We start from the raw sequence: 16,239 nt of genomic DNA, 5'->3' as shown, positions 1-16,239 counted from the left end.
GGCGGGTCAGGCTTTCTCGGCTTTTTCCGCGCGTTGCTCCTGGGCGGTGACCTGCTGGCAGATCTCGATCATCTGCTCGCGCATCCAGCGGTTGGCCGGGTCCTGGTCGGTGCTCTCGTGCCAATAGAGGTGGGTTTCCAGGGAGGGCACGTCGTTCACCGGCAGCTCGACGTAGTGCAGCTCGTGGCGGCGGGCGAAGCGCTCGGGCACGGTCATCGCCATGTCGGTGTTCTGCATCACGGTGGAGGCCATCAGGTAGTGCTGGGAGCGCAGGGCGATCTTGCGCTGGATGCCCATCTTGCCGAGGGACAGGTCGATGTAGCCGAGGCCGCTGCGGCGGCTGGAGATATGGATGTGGGTCAGCGACAGGTATTCGTCGAGGCTGATCTTCTCCTTCGCCAGCGGATGGCCACGGCGCATGGCGCAGACGTAGCGGTCTTCCATCAGCTTGACGTGGCGCACCTGCGGGTCGGTGTTCAGCGGCGCGTCGACGGCAAAGTCCAGGCGCCCGGCGGCCAGCTCCTTGGTGGTTTCACGGCGCTTGGCCAGGAAGCTCTCGATCTGCACGTTGGGGGCGAGCCGGCGCAGGCGCTGGAACAGCGGCGGCAGGATCACCGTCTCGGTGAGGTCGGTCATGCTGATGCGGTAGGTCTTGTTGGCCTGGCTCGGGTTGAAGGTGCGGCTCTCCTGCACCGAGATGCGCAGCTGCTGCAGGGCGTTGCGCACCGGGCCGATGATGTTCTGCGCCATGGGCGTGGGCACCATGCCCTGGGCGGTGCGCACAAAGAGCGGGTCGTTGAAGGTCTCGCGCAGGCGGGCGAGGGCGTTGGAAACGGCGGGCTGGGTAATGCCTACGATCTGCCCGGCGCGGGTCAGGTTGGCCTCGGTATAGATGGCATCGAAGACGATGAAGAGGTTGAGGTCGACCTTGTTCAGGTTCATGTCCGAGTGCACTCCGTAGGCTGTTTTTATGGGCGGATCATATATCGGTGATGAATGTTTATACACGGTGAAAATAGGTTAGATAAATCTTAATCGCTGTTCTAGCATCATTTCCACACCTCACCCGTACCCAGAAAACATCCGTCAGAAGGTAGCTCCGCATGGATTTCGCCTACTCCCCCAAGGTCCAGGAACTGCGTGAACGCGTAACGGCGTTCATGGACACCTACGTCTACCCGGCCGAGCCGGTATTCGAGCAACAGGTCGCAGAGGGTGATCGCTGGCAGCCCACCGCGATCATGGAAGAGCTCAAGGCCAAGGCCAAGGCCGAAGGCCTGTGGAACCTGTTCCTGCCCGAGTCCGAACTCGGTGCCGGCCTGACCAACATGGAATACGCACCGCTGGCCGAGATCATGGGCCGCTCGCTGCTGGGCCCGGAGCCGTTCAACTGCTCCGCGCCGGATACCGGCAACATGGAAGTGCTGGTGCGCTACGCCAACGAAGAACAGAAGAAGCAATGGCTGGAGCCGCTGCTGCGCGGCGAGATCCGCTCCGCCTTCGCCATGACCGAGCCGGGCGTGGCTTCGTCCGATGCCACCAACATGGAAGCCCGCGCCGTGCGCCAGGGTGACGAGTGGGTGATCAACGGCCGCAAGTGGTGGACCTCCGGCGCCTGCGACCCGCGCTGCAAGATCCTCGTGTTCATGGGCCTGTCCAACCCGGACGCGCCGCGCCACCAGCAGCACTCGATGATCCTGGTCCCGGTGGATACCCCCGGGGTGAAGATCCTCCGCCCGCTGCCGGTATTCGGTTACGACGACGCGCCCCACGGCCACGCCGAAGTGCTGTTCGAAGACGTGCGCGTGCCCTATGAGAACGTGCTGCTCGGCGAAGGCCGCGGCTTCGAGATCGCCCAGGGCCGCCTCGGCCCAGGCCGCATCCACCACTGCATGCGCTCCATCGGCATGGCCGAGCGCGCGCTGGAGCTGATGTGCAAGCGCGCCGTCAGCCGCACCGCCTTCGGCAAGCCGCTGGCCCGCCTGGGTGGCAACATCGACAAGATCGCCGACTCGCGGATGGAGATCGACATGGCCCGCCTGCTGACCCTGAAGGCGGCCTACATGATGGACACCGTGGGCAACAAGGTGGCCAAGAGCGAGATCGCCCAGATCAAGGTCGTGGCGCCCAACGTCGCCCTGCGGGTGATCGACCGCGCCATCCAGATCCACGGCGGTGCCGGTGTCTCCAACGATTTCCCGCTGGCCTACATGTACGCCATGCAGCGCACCCTGCGCCTGGCCGACGGCCCGGACGAAGTGCACCGCGCGGCCATCGGCAAGTTCGAGATCGGCAAGTACGTACCGAAAGAGATGCTGCGCAGCGGTCACTGATCGCCGAGCAGTAATAAAGAGGCCCGCACGGGAAACCGTGCGGGCCTCTTTCGTTTCAGGCGGTGGAAGGCCTCAGCCGCGTGCGGCCATCAGGTAGCCCATGGCCTGGCGCAGGTAGTCCAGCAGTGCATCGCTGGCCCAGGAGCCGTGGCGCAGTTCCGGCTCGCTCACCAGCGCCTGACGGATCTTCTGCTGGGTGGCCGGGTCATCCCCCGCATAGGAGCGGAACAACTCCAGCCAGCGCCGGGCGAGGGCCAGGGTGGCGGGGGACGAGGCCGGGGCGCCGGACTCCATCTGCCGATGCACCTCGGCGATCAGCGGCGGCCACTCGTGCATGCGCTTGCCGTAGTTGGCCTTGAGGAAGGCGAACTCCTCGGGCGTCAGGTGGCGCTGGTAGATCGCCATCTTGGTTTCGCTGAAGGCCTGGACCACATAGGCCATGGTCTGCGGGGTGATGCCCGTTTCCTCGCGCAGCGCCGGCTCCGCCTCGTGCATGGCATTGAGCTTGGCGAACAGCACCGGGTTGCCGCCGGTGTCCGCCTCCAGCATGGTCATCCAGGTACGCGACAACGCCTGAGCCTCCTCGGCCTGGGGCGGTACGCCTTGGGCGATCAGCGCCTGGACCCGGGCCACCAGCCCGGCCCATTCGCGCCGCCGCGCCTCGTCCGCATACAGGCGCAGTTGCTGCAGTTCTTCCGGGGAGAAATAGCTGTCGTACATATTCATCAACTCCAGAGTGGTGAGCCATTCGGAGAGCTCCGGCTCCTGGCCGCTCTTCAGCTGGCCACCGAGGGTGGCCAGGCGTTCGCGCAGAAGCTGCCGGTGGGCGATCTCCCGGTCGAGCTGGTGGATCTGCTGCTCGATGAGGGGGGAGAGCGATACCGGCGCCTCATCCAGCCACCCGCCGATCTCCGCCAGGGACAGGCCCAGCTTGCGCAGGACCTGGATCTGGTGGAGACGGGCAATGTCCGAGCGGCCATAGAGGCGATAACCGGAACCCGAGCGCGCGGAAGGGCGGAGCAGGCCGATCTGGTCGTAGTGGTGCAGGGTGCGGACGGTCAGCCCGCAGCGCTTGGCCAGTTCACCGACTTTCAATGACATGTCCTTGTGTCTCCTCGCGTGCCTGGCGGCATCCTCGGGCCTGACGTTGCGTGAGGGTCAAGCGAGGGCTGGAATCAATCCTGATTCAATCCTGGTGGGGCAGGGAGGGTTCGTGAGAAAGGGGCGGCGCGGCGTCGCGCTGCTGGCGCAGCCACTCCAGGCGCATGTGCAGCTGGGCGGCGAAGGTGCGCGCGGCGAGCTCCTCGTGGAAGCTCACCCCGCGTTGTCCCATCTTTACCTGCCAGATCACTCGACCCCGTTGTTCGAGCACTACGATCTGCACGTCTCGCATCGATTCTCAGTCTCCGGCTGATGAAGCCTGGGGGCGGTCGCGGGTCTTGAACAGCGACAGCAGCACGCCACCGGCAAGCAGGCCAAAGGTTACGCCAAGAGAGATCAGCGCGGGAATCTTGCCGATGAAACCGTGCAGGAAGATCTTGCCGCCGATGAAGATCAGCACCAGCGCCAGGGCGTACTTCAGGTAGACGAAGCGGTGCATCAGCGCGGCCAGGGCGAAGTACAGCGAGCGCAGGCCGAGGATGGCGAAGATGTTCGAGGTGTAGACGATGAAAGGGTCCTGGGTGATGGAGAAGATCGCCGGCACGCTGTCCACGGCGAACACCAGGTCGGCCAGCTCGATCAGCACCAGGGTGAGGAACAGCGGGGTGGCCCAGAGCAGGTGGTGCCCGGAGGTGTTCTGCAGGCGCACGAAGAAGTGCGCGCCGTGCAGGTCATCGGTGACCCGCATGTGCTTGCGCACGAACTTCAGCACGGGGTTCTGCGAGAGGTCGCGCTCGGCGTCCTCGCGGGCGAACAGCATCTTCACCCCGGTGAACAGCAGGAAGGCGCCGAAGATGTAGAGGATCCAGTCGAACTCTTTCACCAGCGCGGTGCCCAGGCCGATCATCAGCGCGCGCAGCACGATCACCCCGAGGATGCCCCAGAACAGCACCCGGTGCTGGTAGCGGCGGGGGATGGCGAAGAAGCCGAAGATCATCGCCATGACGAAGACGTTGTCCATGGACAGCGACTGCTCCACCAGGAAACCGGTGTAGAACTCCAGCGCGGCCTGGGAACCCAGCTCGTACCAGACCCAGCCGCCGAAGGCGACGCCCACGCAGAAGTAGCCGCTGTAGAGCAGCAGGCTCTCGCGCATCTCGATTTCATGCTGGTCGCGGTGCAGGACGCCGAGGTCGAACACCAGCAGGCCGAAGACGATGGCCAGGAACACCAGCCACAGCCAGGTGGCGGTGCCGAGGAAGTCGGCGAACAGGAACGTGTGCAGAGCTGACATGAGCCCCTCCTTGCTTGTCGTGTTGAATGCTCAACAGTGACTCCGACATGGCGGGTGCAAACCGTCAGAGGGGCCCGGCGTCACATAAGGGAAGGCTAGCGCAGCGGCGTCGCCGGTAAAACCGGCAACGTTTCATTTCATTGCGCGCGGTCAAGGTTATCGACTGCGGAAGGGGCGGGGAGTGCGAAGGGAATGTTCAGCCGTGCTTTCCGGGACGAGGTGCCCGGCCTTCCACGAGGTTCATCGATGCGGCGTTCCAGGCACGGTGACGTGCCGCGCAGGACTCCGTCTGGTGGAGGTAAAAAGCGACCTCCACCCTACACATCGGTCATGTCCGGCGTGGGGCATTCGTAAGGGCGATTGTAGGGGCGACTTCAGTCGCCAAGCGGCGCGCAGCGCCGCCATCCCCGTGGGAGCGAATTCATTCGCGAAAAGCGTCCCGTCCCGGGCATCGTGGTTGAAACCGCTCCCACACTTGAGCCAAAAGAAATGGCTCTGTCTGCGTTAAGTGTTGCTAGAGGATTTGAGCCCAGCTGATTGCCGAGTTCTGGTGATGCTTCTGGTTTCGCCCACCCGGGCGAGTCCCTTTTCTCAGTCGCATGTATAGACCGGAGACATGGTGGACACATGTGCGGGGACATGGTTGACACATTATGGTCCGTAGTCAGGGTTGTTCAGGTCGATAGTTCGTAGAAATTGATGGCAGAAGTACACGTCGTACAACGCCTCGCTTTCAGGCCTGGGACGTATAGCGATCAAGTGCCCAGCAAGCCCCTTGGCGATGCGGAAGTAGTGTTTTCTAAAGCGGAATCGGCTGTGATAAACCTTTGTCACTTCGTCATCCGGGGCATATTCGAAGTCCTCCAGTTTTTCTGGAAATGGCCAGGGGCTTGTGCGGTATCGCTCCATGGGAACCTGATAGCCCAGCGCTTCGTGGGGCCGTTGAAGGTTGTAGATCTCCCTCCATTGATCGAAAGCAGCCTGGGCTTCGATCAAGTCGTGAAAGTGCTTTCCCTTGAGTACTTCAGCTTTGAGCGCGCGATGAAAGCGCTCGTTTTTGCCATTGGTTTGTGGATGGTAAGGCCGGCTGAAGCTCAGGCGAATGCCCAGCCGGACCAGCCAAACACCCAGCTCGGATAGTTCACCCGGATTACGTGGCGAGCCCCAAGGGGAGCCGTTATCGGTGTTGATTCGGGCAGGCAAACCATAGCGGCGGAAGACTTCGCTCAGCTTTTCCTGAACCGTTTCCTTGCGCTCATTGGCGCAGGCCTGGATCGCCAGGTTGAAGCGGGAATGGTCATCCACAACCGTCAACGGATGACACTGGCCTTGCTGGGTCGGAAAGTAGCCCTTGAAATCCATCTGCCAGAGGTCATTGGGGGCCTCGTGCTCGAAGCGCTGCCAGGGCTTCTTGGCTTCCTTTTCGGGCGGCAGGATCAGCAGATGACGGTGCAGGACGTTAGTCACAGTGCTGGGGGCAATACCGCAGTTAAGGACATGGCTGATCTTGCGTCCGCCCCACGCAGGATGCGCCTGACGCAACGCAACCACCTCCGTTTCCAGCGCGGGAGGGGTCCGCTTGGGGCTATTGAGCGGCCGGCGGGATTTCTCGTGCAGGCCATCTCTCCCGCTCTGTTCGTATCGCTTAAGCCACTTGTAAGCCGTTTGCGGGCTGATACCGAAGCGTCGGCACAGTTCTCGCCTGTTGCTGTCAGGCTGTAAGGCCAACGCAATGAATTCCTCTTTCAAGCTCATGGCGTCTCTCGTGTTCCAAGGCATGGTATGGATCCCCGGCAAGGCAGCTCGCCGGAAAGTGTCAACCATGTCTCCGTACACCTGTCAGCTATGTCCTCGGTCTATACATCAGTCGCCAGAAAAGGAACCAAAAGGGCTTGCCCCATCATCCGGCCCGACTGCGTCGGGTTCCCTCACTCCATCGCCGCTCTGGGGGCCGGCGCGATGGGCCATCCATGGCCTGGCGCGCCTCTGGCGGCATCCATGCCGCTCGTCCCCCGGCGCAACGACTGCGTTCGGCCTCCTGGAGGGGCGTTGGCGGCTGCTCCAACTTTCTTCGTCCAGCGCATCGCCACGTGGTGCGCACAGGCTTTCGTAGGATGGTGTAGAGCGAAGCGAAACCCATGCGGTGGAGGTGGAAGAAGTCCATAAATGCCCGGAAAGCACCGTGCTTGAGCGCTTGCATTAAAACCACAACAGCTAACGTAGATAGAGCCAAAGAAATCGCCCCCGTCTGGAGCGAACCGGACAGGGGCGACCATGACGCGGAAGGTCGGATCGGTCAGTAGACCCAGACTTCCACGCGACGATTCTTGATGCGGCCTTCCTCGCTGTTGGCGGCCACCGGCAGCTCGTCACCGAGGCCGGTGATCTCGCGGAAGGACACACCGGCCTTGGCCAGTTCGCGGCGCACGGCCATGGCGCGCAGCTTGGAGAGGAGGGCGGCACGGCCCGGGTCGGCCTTGGGGTCGCCGAAGCCCACCAGGGTCACCTGGTTGGAGAGCTTGCCGCTCTCCTTGAGGTAGTCCAGCACGCGTTCCACGTCGCGCAGGGCCTTGTTGTCGAGGTTGGCGCTGCCTTCCTGGAAACGGAAGTTCACCGACAGGCGCTGGGCGTCGCGGGCCAGTTGCTGGTAGTCCTTGGGCATGTCGGGCTGGGCGGCGACCTTCACCGCCTGCACCGTCTGCGCGACGAAGCCGGTCTGGGCGACGATGGCCTGGCCGCGCGGGCCTTGGGCGAAGCGCACCAGGGCCTGGGCCCAGGGGTTCTTCTCGCCGGGCTTCATATAGAAGAACAGGCGGCGCGACAGCGGGTAGTCCTCGGTGGCGATCTGCGTCACCGACGGCGCCATGGCCTGGGACTCGCCATCGGCGATGGAGGCGGCGCGGGACTTGCCCACCGAGGCGAGGCCGACGAAGCCGATGCCGGCGGCGTCGGCGCTGACGGCTTCGGAGAGCTTGTCGTTGGATTCGAAGCGCTTGGCGCTGGCGGCGAGGCTCTTGCCGTGGGCGGCCAGCACCAGTTCCTTGAAGGTGTCGAAGGTGCCGGACTTGTCGTCGCGGGCGTACAGGTGGATGGCACCGCCCTTGCCGCCGATCTCCTCCCAGGTCTTCACCTCGCCGGCGAAGATGCGTGCCAGTTGCTCGGTGCCGAGGCTGGCCAGGGTGTTGCTCGGGTTGACGATGATGGCCAGGCCGTCGATGGCGATCACGTGCTCGCCGTAGCGGCTCTTCAGGTCGCCGAACACCGAGAGGTCGGTGGCTTCGGCGTCCTTGATCGGGCGCGAGGCGGCGGCCAGGTCGGCGCTGCCGTCCTTGATCGCGACGAAGCCGGTGCCCGAGCCGTGGGCGGCCACGGTGATGCGCACGTCGCGGCCGTTGGGCGCGCGGCCCACCAATTGCACTTCGTTTTCCTGGGTACCGGGCTCCTGGCGGATGCCGCCCAGGCCTTCCTCTTCCATCAGGCCGCGCACCAGCGCCGGGCCGAGCTTGGCGCCGATGGTGTTGGAGCCCTGGATGCGCAATGCCGGGCTCTTGTCGGCGGGCAGGGGCAGGGCGGCGAACACCGACCAGGGCAGGGCGTAGCAGACGAAACCGAGCAGCAGCATGCTGAGGGTCCGGCTCCAGATATCTCGTTCACTGAGGTCGCGCATCATGCGGCGGGCCTTATCGCTAGGGGTGACTGGGAAGTGCCGCGAGATTAAGTCAGCGAGGTGACGGAGATATTACAAAGCGCTCTGCAATGGGCCTCGGGACCTTTCCCGCCCCGCGTATGGACCAGGGCCTACGACGGCTGCCCGGGCACCCCGACATACCGCTCGCGCGGCCATCGGTATGGTTCGCAACTTTGTCTGGCCGGGCGGCAGGCAAGGAAGCTCAAGCGTCCCTCGTCCGCCTGTGCCAGGCACCAAGCCCCGCTTTTTGGGGCATCCATCTGTGACTAAGGAGTTGGAAATGGCTGGCTGGTTCGAGCTGAAGAAGTACGGTAACGGTGAATATCGCTTCCGCCTGAAGACCCGGGAGGCGCAGGTCGTGCTGCAAAGCGGCCGCTACCCCTGCCGGGACAGCGCCGAAAGTGCCATCGCGCTGTTCCGCAACCACTGCGCCAATGAGGAGCGCTATGAGCGCCGCATGGCCACGGGTGGCAAGAACTACTTCCGCCTCAAGGCCGGTCGCGAGGTGATCCTCGAAAGCCACCTCTACGATTCGGAGCCGACCCTCGACGCCGCCATCGAAAGGATCATGACCCTCGGCACCACGCCCAAGGTCGAGCTGGCCTAAGCCCGGCGGATAGCAAAAAGCCCATCGCGAGATGGGCTTTTTTGTGCCTGATTGCCAGGAAACCCGGCGCGATCAGCTCAGTTCCAGCCAGATCGGCGCGTGGTCGGAGGGTTTCTCCATGCCGCGCAGGTCGTAGTCGATGCCGGCGTCCTTGATCCGTGCCTGCAGCGGGCTGGTGGCGAGGATCACATCGATGCGCAGGCCGCGCTTGGGGTCGTCCTCGAAGCCGCGGCTGCGGTAGTCGAACCAGCTGAAGCGGTCGTTCACCTCGGGGTTGAGGTGGCGGAAGCTGTCCACCAGGCCCCAGCTCTTCAGGGTCGCCAGCCACTCGCGCTCTTCCGGAAGGAAGCTGCACTTGCCGGTCTTCAGCCAGCGCTTGCGGTTCTCCTCGCCGATACCGATGTCGCAGTCTTCCGGCGAGATGTTGATGTCGCCCATCACCACCAGCGGCTGATCCGGCTTGAAGTTGCCCAGCAGCAGCTCCTGCAGGTCGGCGTAGAAGCGTTGCTTGGCCGGGAACTTGGTCGGGTGGTCGCGGCTCTCGCCCTGGGGGAAGTAGCCGTTCATCACCGTCACCGGGTTGCCCTGTTCATCGGCGAAGGTGCCGTAGATGAAGCGGCGCTGGGACTCGTCGTCGTCGTTGGGGAAGCCCTTGTGCAGGGACAGCGGCTCCTGGCGCGAGAGCAGGGCGACACCGTAGTGGCCCTTCTGCCCGTGGTAGTGCACGTGGTAGCCGAGCTTGCGGATATCCGCCTCGGGGAACTGGTCGTCGGAGACCTTGGTTTCCTGCAGGCCGATGACGTCCGGCTGGTGTTTGGCGATCAGCGCTTCGAGCTGGTGAGGACGGGCACGCAGGCCGTTGATATTGAAAGAAACGATCTTCATGACGGAGCCATCCTGGAAAAACGCCGATCCTAGCCCATCGTCGGCACGCCCTGCCACCCGTGTGGCGAGGCCCTGGGGGCGGTGCTACCTTGCCTGTGGGCCTGATAACCACATAACAAACGAGGTCACCGTGAATGCCTGGATACGTCCCCACCGCGCCGGTTGAAGTCCGCATGCTCGACGGCGGCTATGCCCGCGAGGCACGTTCGCTGCTCTACCACGCCTATCGCCACGAACCCACCTTCGCCTACCTCTTCGAGGCCGAGCGCGCCGGCTACGACCAGCGCGTGCGCGCCACGGTGCGCGAACTGGTGCAGCAGCATTTCCTCGAAGACCTGCCGGCCATCGGCCTGCTCATCGAGGACCGCCTGGTGGGCATCGCCCTGATCGCACCGCCGCAACGCCGGCTGGACATCACCGAAAGCTGGGGTTGGCGCCTGCGCATGCTGATGACCACCGGCTTCCGCTGCACCAAGCGCTACCTGGAGTACCACGACGCGGTGCTCGCCTGCCTGCCGCCGGGGCCTTACCACGTATTGCCGCTGCTGGGGATCCACCCGGAGTTCCAGGGCAAGCACCTGGGCGAGAAGCTGCTGCAGGCCCTGCACGACTGGTGCGCCGAGGACGCCGGCTCCCAGGGCGTGGTGCTGGACACCGGCAACGCCCGCTACCTGGATTTCTACAAGCGCCAGGGCTACGAGGAGATCGGCGAGGTTGCGCTGGGGCCTGTGCTGGAACACGTGTTCTTCCATCCCAATCCGACGCCGGCGCTGCAAGCGAACGCGTAGGACGAGACTGTAGGCAACACGTGCTAGCATCCCGCGAATGAATTGGTGCCAAGGATTGCGTGGGCTACTCGCGCTCGGATTGTCGTGTCTCTGTTCGACCGCTCTGGCCAAGGCCTCGCTGGACGTCAAGGTGACCCCCGCCAATGCTGCCGTGAAGGCCAATATCGAGGCCTTCATCGGCAGCCTTGGCGACCGTGATGAAACCGCCCTGCGGCGTTACCGCCGTGCCGCGGAGGACCAGGCGCAGCAAGCTGTCCAGGCCCTCGGCTACTACCAGGCGGAGATCGACAGCCGTGTACTTCCCGGCAACGACCCCAAGCTGCAGCTGGAGGTCGTGCCCGGCGAACCCGTGCGCCTGCGCAACGTGCAGGTGCGCATCGAGGGCGAAGCGGGTGTCCTCAAGGCGTTCCGCGTGCCCCAGAGCAAGGCGCTGCAGCCCGGCCAGCCGCTCAATCACGGCGCCTATGAAGATGCCAAGAAGCTCATCCAGAACCAGGCCCTGCGCTACGGCTTCTTCGATGGCAAGTTCCTCTCCCAGCGCCTCGACATCGACCCCCGCGCCGGCATCGCCGACATCGACCTGGTGTACGCCAGCGGTCCGCGCTACGACCTGGGCCGGGTCAGCTTCCAGGGCGATACCCCTTTCGACGAGGCGCTGCTCGCGCGCCTGGTGCCCTTCGCCGCCAACACCCCCTACGACGCCGACCTGGTGGCCAAGCTCAACCAGAACCTCCAGGCCAGCGGCTACTTCGACGAGGTGCGGGTGGATGCCCTGCCCGACCCGGGGAGGGCCGGCGGATACCGGTCAAGGTCCAGCTCAGCGCGGTGAAGCCGCGCACCATGGGGCTGGGCGTCGGCTTCTCCACCGACGTCGGGCCGCGCGCGCGGGCCAACTGGACGCGCCATTGGGTCAACCCCCAGGGCCATCGCCTGGGCGCCGAGACCGAAGTCTCCGCGTCGCGGCAGAACGTCGGCGCCTGGTACGAGATTCCCCTCGACCCGCCGCTGACCGACAGCCTGCGTTTTACCAGCGGCTTCCAGCGCGAACAGCTGGTGGACGTCGAGAGCCGCCGCTTCACCCTCGGCACCCAGTGGCAATCGAAGCTGCCGGACGACTGGCAGCGGGTCGTCTCCCTGCGCTGGGAGCAGGAGAGCTATGACTTCGGCGACGGCAGCCCGGACGGGCGCAGCAGCTTCCTCATCCCCGGCATCGGCTACAGCGTCACCCGCAGCGACAACCGTCTCGACCCCAGCCAGGGCTACCACCTGCAGGTGGACCTGCGCGCGGCCAAGGAGGGCATCCTCTCCGACGCCGACATGACCTACGCCAGCGCCCTGGCCAAGGGGCTCTACACCCTGCCCGGCGGGCACCGGGTGCTGGCCCGGGCCCAGGTCGGCGGCATCGCCACCACCGACTTCAGCGCCATCCCGCCGTCGCTGCGCTTCTTCGCCGGTGGCGACCAGAGTGTGCGCGGCTACGACTACCAGACCCTGTCCCCCGAGGACCGCCAGGGCAACAAGGTCGGCGGTCGCTACCTGGTGGTGGGCAGCGCCGAATACCAATACCCGGTGGCCGAGCGCTGGCGCATCGCCGCCTTCGTCGACCGCGGCAACGCCATGGACTCGCTCAACGCGGCGATGAAGACCGGCGCCGGCATCGGCGTGCGCTGGGTGTCGCCGGTGGGGCCGATCCGCCTCGACCTGGCCAAGGCGCTGGACGACCCCGGCGGCTTCCGCATCCACTTCTCCATGGGCCCCGAACTGTGAGGCGCGGGCTCCGGCTCGGCCTGTTCGCGGTGGCCGGCGTGCTGGTCCTGACGCTGGCGGGTGTCGGTGCGCTGCTGTTCAGCGAAGCCGGCGGGCGCTGGCTGCTGGCGCGGGTGCCGGGCCTCACCGTGGAAGGCTTCAGCGGCACGCTTGGCGGGCGCTGGAGCGCCGAGCGCCTGGCTTGGCAACAGGCGGGCGACAGCCTGTCGATCACCGCGCCGGTGCTGGAATGGTCGCCAGGCTGCCTGCTGCAGCTGACCCTGTGCATCGACACGCTGACGGCCGACGACGTGGCCCTGAGCCTGGCCCCGGGCGGCGAGGCTTCCGATGAGCCGCTGCAACTGCCGGCCCTGGAGCTGCCCCTGGCGATCCGCCTGGGCGAGGTGCGCGTGCAGCGCTTCGAGCTGGACGGCAGCGAACAGCTCAGCGGCCTGCACCTGCGCGCCCAATGGCTGGGCGACGGCCTGCATATAGACGAAGCCAGCCTGCGCCACGGCGACCTGGCCCTGGCACTCCAGGGCACCTTGCAACCCCGTGACGGCTGGCCGCTCAAGGCCAGTGGCAGCCTGCAATTGCCCGCCGTCGAGGGCCAGCCCTGGTCCCTGGCCCTGGAGGCGAAAGGCGACCTGCAAGGCACCCTCGTGGCCCGTGCGACCAGCAGCGGCTACCTGGCCGCCACCCTCGACGGCCAGTTGCAGCCCCTGGCGCCGCACCTGCCCGCCAGCGCGCGCATCCGCGCCGCCGCCTTCAAGGCCCAGGCCGGGCTGCCGGACACCCTCACCCTGCAACGCGTGGAGCTGGACGCCAAGGGCGATCTGCAACAGGGCTATGCCGTGCAGGGCCGCGCCAACCTGCCGGGGCAGGGCGGTGACGTCGCTCTCGACCTGGCCGGCAAGGTCACCGCCGCCGGGGCCGAGATCCAGCGCCTGCTGCTCAGCGCCGCCGCCGAACAGAGCGTTCAGCTGCAAGGGCGCATCGACTGGCAGCAGGCCCTGGCCATCGACGCCCAGCTCGCCTGGCGCGACTTCCCCTGGCAGCGCCTCTACCCCCAGGAGCAGGAGCCGCCCGTGGCGCTGCAACGCCTGGACGGCGAAGTGCATTTCAGCGAGGGCCGCTACCAGGGCCGCTTCGACGCCGCGCTCAAGGGGCCGGAAGGCGACTTCAGCCTGGCCAGCCCGCTGCAGGGCGACCTGGCCCGCGTCGAGCTGCCCGACCTGCAGGTGACGGCCGGGCAGGGCAAGGCCCGCGGCCGCCTGCAACTGGGCTTCGCCGACGGCGTCGACTGGGACAGCGAACTGACCCTGAGCGACCTCGACCCGGCCTACTGGCTGGCCGAATTGCCGGGCCGCCTGGCCGGCACCCTGGCGAGCAAGGGCCGCTTCCGCCAGCAGCTCGAACTCAAGGCCGACCTCGATCTCAAGGGCCAGCTGCGCGGCCAGCCGGCGCTGCTCAAGGCCGTGGCCGAGGGCGCCGGGCAGCGCTGGGACCTGGGCCAGCTGCAGGTCCGCCTGGGCGACAACCGTATCGATGGCAAGGGCCGCCTCGGCCAGCGCCTGGACGGCCAGTTGGACATTGCCCTGGGCCGCCTGGGCCAGCTCTGGCCCGGCTTGTTCGGCGGGCTCACCGGCAAGCTGGTGGTGGCCGGCAGCGCCGACGCACCCCAGGGGCAGCTGGACCTCAAGGGCGATCGCCTGGGCATGGGCGACCAGCGCCTGCGCCAGCTGACCCTGCAGGCGCGGCTGGATGAACGGCAGAACGCCACCCTGCAGCTGGACGCCAGCCAGCTCCAGGCCGGCGACAAGGCCCTGGGCGACCTCAGCCTCAAGGCCTCGGGCGACAAACAGCGGCAGCAGCTGGAAACACGCCTGCGAGGCCCCTTGCTCGACCTGCAACTGGCCCTCGACGGCCTGCTGGACAAAGGCGACTGGCGCGGCCGCCTGAGCCGTGGCGAACTGCAAAGCGGCGGCCAGGACTGGCGCCTGGAGCAACCCGCGAAGCTGCAACGCCTGGCCGACGGTCGCCTGGAACTGGGCGCCCATTGCTGGCGCTCCGGCCCCGCCAGCCTCTGTGGCGGCGACCAGCGCCTGCTGCCCGAGCCGAAGCTCGACTACCGCCTGCGCGACTTCCCCCTCGACAGCCTGGCCGAATGGCTGCCGGACGATTTCGCCTGGCACGGCACGCTCGACGGCGATGTGCAGCTCGAATTGCCCGCGCGTGGCCCCAGCGGCCGCGTGCAGCTGGACGCCAGCAACGGCGTGCTGCGCCTGCGCGAGGAGGGCAAGGACGGCAAATGGGTCGACTTCCCCTACCAGGCCATGCGCCTGGAAAGCACCCTGCGCTCGCAGAGCATCGACAGTCGCCTGCTGTTCCAGGGCGAGCGCCTCGGCCGCCTGCAGGTCGACGCCCGGCTCGACCCGCGCCCGCTGCGCAAGCCGCTGTCCGGCGACTTCCGCCTGGAGGGCCTGGACCTCGCCGTGCTGCGCCCCTTCGTCGCCGGTGTCGAGGAACTGGAAGGCCAGCTGGACGGCGCCGGCACCCTCGGCGGCACCCTGCTGGCGCCCAATGTGCTGGGCCAGGTGCGCCTGCACGGCGGCAAGCTGGCCGGCGGCGACCTGCCCACCCGCATCGAAGACCTGAACCTGGATGCCCGCATCGCCGGCGAGAGTCTGGAACTCAGCGGCGCCTGGCGCAGCGGCGAGAAAGGCAACGGCAACCTCTCCGGCACCCTGGCCTGGAGCCAGGGCCTGGACATGGACCTGGCCATCCGTGGCAGTTCGCTGCCGGTGGTGGTGGAGCCCTACGCCAACCTGGAAGTGGACCCCGACCTGCGGGTGCGCCTGGCCGACCAGCGCCTGGCGCTCACCGGCAAGGTGCGGGTGCCCCGTGGCCAGATCAAGATCCGCGAGCTGCCGCCCCAGGCGGTCAAGGTGTCGCCGGATGCGCACCTGGTGGGCGAGCGGGAGGAGGAGCAGGCGCCGCTGCAGCTGGCCATGGACATCGACGTCGAGGTGGGCCAGGAGCGCCTGTCCTTCAGCGGCTTCGGCCTCACCGCCGATCTGGCCGGCCACCTCAAGGTGGGCGACAACCTGGCCGGGCGCGGCGAGCTCAACCTGAAGAACGGCCGCTACCGCGCCTACGGCCAGCGCCTCGACCTGCGCCGCGCGCGCCTGCTCTTCGCCGGGCCGCTGGACCAGCCCTACCTGGACGTGGAAGCGATCCGCAAGATCGGCGACGTCACCGCCGGCATCCGCCTCAACGGCCGTGCCGACGAACCCACCACCCAGGTCTTCTCCACCCCGGCCATGAGCCAGGAACAGGCGCTGTCCTACCTGGTGCTGGGCCGCCCGCTGGAGCGCGGCAGCGACGGCAATGCGCTGGGCCAGGCGGCACTGGCGCTGGGCCTGTCCGGCAGCGCGCCGCTGACCTCGGAGTTGGCGCAGAAACTCGGCCTCAAGGACTTCCAGATCGGTGACGACGGCGCTACCGGCGTGCTCACCGACCGCCTCAGCATCCGCTACGGCCTCGGCGTGCTCGAGCCCACCAGCGTCGTCGCCCTGCGCTACGAACTCACCAAGCGCCTGTACATCGAAGCCGCCAGCGGCCTCGCCAGCTCCCTGGACCTGTTCTACAAACGCGACTTCTGATGGGGCAGGGGACGTAGGGGCGAATTCATTCGCCCATGGGCAACGGAGCGGCCCTGTTGGTGAGCGAAGCGGAACTCTGCTCCAACTTTCTTCGCCCAGCGCACCGCCACGTGGTGCGCACGGGCTTCCGTA

Annotated in this window: 11 protein-coding genes and 1 pseudogene; 5 read left to right on the top strand and 7 right to left on the bottom strand. The window is 66.5% G+C overall.

All coding sequences use genetic code 11. The features are described from left to right. Positions 1 to 6: 6 nt before the first annotated feature. Positions 7 to 942 carry a LysR family transcriptional regulator gene (locus PSm6_RS28705; RefSeq protein WP_043244817.1) on the bottom strand — a complete coding sequence of 312 codons (936 nt, stop codon included), beginning with the start codon at positions 940 to 942 and terminating at the stop codon, positions 7 to 9. A 161-nt stretch (positions 943 to 1,103) separates the two neighbouring features. Here PSm6_RS28705 and PSm6_RS28700 point away from each other — a divergent pair, with 161 nt between their 5' ends. Next, positions 1,104 to 2,333, top strand: coding sequence for an acyl-CoA dehydrogenase (locus tag PSm6_RS28700; RefSeq protein WP_021221223.1), 1,230 nt, complete (start codon positions 1,104 to 1,106; stop codon positions 2,331 to 2,333). A gap of 72 nt (positions 2,334 to 2,405) precedes the next feature. On the opposite strand, the gene PSm6_RS28695 is transcribed toward PSm6_RS28700, so the two are convergent. The 5 genes from PSm6_RS28695 to PSm6_RS28675 all read right to left on the bottom strand — a co-directional run bounded on the left by PSm6_RS28695 (position 2,406) and on the right by PSm6_RS28675 (position 8,395). Next, a complete protein-coding gene (locus tag PSm6_RS28695) occupies positions 2,406 to 3,434 on the bottom strand; it encodes a MerR family transcriptional regulator (protein WP_031288382.1) in 1,029 nt (342 codons plus the stop codon). 85 nt (positions 3,435 to 3,519) lie between these two features. Beyond that, positions 3,520 to 3,726, bottom strand: coding sequence for a hypothetical protein (locus PSm6_RS28690; RefSeq protein ID WP_021221225.1), 207 nt, complete (start codon positions 3,724 to 3,726; stop codon positions 3,520 to 3,522). 6 nt (positions 3,727 to 3,732) lie between these two features. Next, a complete protein-coding gene (locus tag PSm6_RS28685; RefSeq protein ID WP_265169008.1) occupies positions 3,733 to 4,728 on the bottom strand; it encodes a TerC family protein in 996 nt (331 codons plus the stop codon). Positions 4,729 to 5,379: 651 nt separating this feature from the next. Beyond that, on the bottom strand, positions 5,380 to 6,507 hold the full coding sequence (locus PSm6_RS28680; RefSeq protein ID WP_265170587.1) for an IS481 family transposase: 1,128 nt from the start codon (positions 6,505 to 6,507) through the stop codon (positions 5,380 to 5,382). A 517-nt stretch (positions 6,508 to 7,024) separates the two neighbouring features. Continuing rightward, positions 7,025 to 8,395 carry a substrate-binding domain-containing protein gene (locus tag PSm6_RS28675; protein WP_371876993.1) on the bottom strand — a complete coding sequence of 457 codons (1,371 nt, stop codon included), beginning with the start codon at positions 8,393 to 8,395 and terminating at the stop codon, positions 7,025 to 7,027. A gap of 301 nt (positions 8,396 to 8,696) precedes the next feature. On the opposite strand from PSm6_RS28675, the gene PSm6_RS28670 reads away from it, so the two are divergent. Then, positions 8,697 to 9,023 carry a YegP family protein gene (locus PSm6_RS28670; RefSeq protein ID WP_021221228.1) on the top strand — a complete coding sequence of 109 codons (327 nt, stop codon included), beginning with the start codon at positions 8,697 to 8,699 and terminating at the stop codon, positions 9,021 to 9,023. 72 nt (positions 9,024 to 9,095) lie between these two features. On the opposite strand, the gene xthA is transcribed toward PSm6_RS28670, so the two are convergent. Next, complete coding sequence (gene xthA, locus PSm6_RS28665) at positions 9,096 to 9,908, bottom strand: exodeoxyribonuclease III (RefSeq protein ID WP_265169006.1); 813 nt, start codon at positions 9,906 to 9,908, stop codon at positions 9,096 to 9,098. Between the two features lie 134 nt (positions 9,909 to 10,042). Between xthA and PSm6_RS28660 the strand changes: the two genes are divergently transcribed. The 3 genes and pseudogenes from PSm6_RS28660 (at position 10,043) to PSm6_RS28650 (ending at position 16,107) form a co-directional block, all read left to right on the top strand. Beyond that, positions 10,043 to 10,696 (top strand): GNAT family N-acetyltransferase, encoded by a 654-nt coding sequence (locus tag PSm6_RS28660; RefSeq protein ID WP_031288386.1) that lies wholly within the window; start codon positions 10,043 to 10,045, stop codon positions 10,694 to 10,696. Positions 10,697 to 10,733: 37 nt separating this feature from the next. Beyond that, a pseudogene (locus tag PSm6_RS28655) lies at positions 10,734 to 12,463 on the top strand (autotransporter assembly complex protein TamA). After that, entirely contained in the window at positions 12,460 to 16,107 is a 3,648-nt protein-coding gene (locus PSm6_RS28650) for a translocation/assembly module TamB domain-containing protein (protein WP_265169005.1), read from the top strand. Before PSm6_RS28655 ends, PSm6_RS28650 begins: the two are co-directional and overlap by 4 nt. The last annotated feature ends 132 nt before the right edge of the window (positions 16,108 to 16,239 follow it).

The organism is Pseudomonas solani (genome assembly GCF_026072635.1).
Classification (GTDB): domain Bacteria; phylum Pseudomonadota; class Gammaproteobacteria; order Pseudomonadales; family Pseudomonadaceae; genus Metapseudomonas; species Metapseudomonas solani.
This window is presented reverse-complemented; position numbering and strand designations above follow the sequence as displayed.

Bases quoted from the DNA above. Each gene is read 5' to 3' on its own strand.
- PSm6_RS28705 (WP_043244817.1), bottom strand. From the start codon at position 942: ATGAACCTGAACAAGGTCGACCTCAACCTCTTCATCGTCTTCGATGCC.
- PSm6_RS28700 (WP_021221223.1), top strand. From the start codon at position 1,104: ATGGATTTCGCCTACTCCCCCAAGGTCCAGGAACTGCGTGAACGCGTA.
- PSm6_RS28695 (WP_031288382.1), bottom strand. From the start codon at position 3,434: ATGTCATTGAAAGTCGGTGAACTGGCCAAGCGCTGCGGGCTGACCGTC.
- PSm6_RS28690 (WP_021221225.1), bottom strand. From the start codon at position 3,726: ATGCGAGACGTGCAGATCGTAGTGCTCGAACAACGGGGTCGAGTGATC.
- PSm6_RS28685 (WP_265169008.1), bottom strand. From the start codon at position 4,728: ATGTCAGCTCTGCACACGTTCCTGTTCGCCGACTTCCTCGGCACCGCC.
- PSm6_RS28680 (WP_265170587.1), bottom strand. From the start codon at position 6,507: ATGCCTTGGAACACGAGAGACGCCATGAGCTTGAAAGAGGAATTCATT.
- PSm6_RS28675 (WP_371876993.1), bottom strand. From the start codon at position 8,395: ATGCGCGACCTCAGTGAACGAGATATCTGGAGCCGGACCCTCAGCATG.
- PSm6_RS28670 (WP_021221228.1), top strand. From the start codon at position 8,697: ATGGCTGGCTGGTTCGAGCTGAAGAAGTACGGTAACGGTGAATATCGC.
- xthA (WP_265169006.1), bottom strand. From the start codon at position 9,908: ATGAAGATCGTTTCTTTCAATATCAACGGCCTGCGTGCCCGTCCTCAC.
- PSm6_RS28660 (WP_031288386.1), top strand. From the start codon at position 10,043: ATGCCTGGATACGTCCCCACCGCGCCGGTTGAAGTCCGCATGCTCGAC.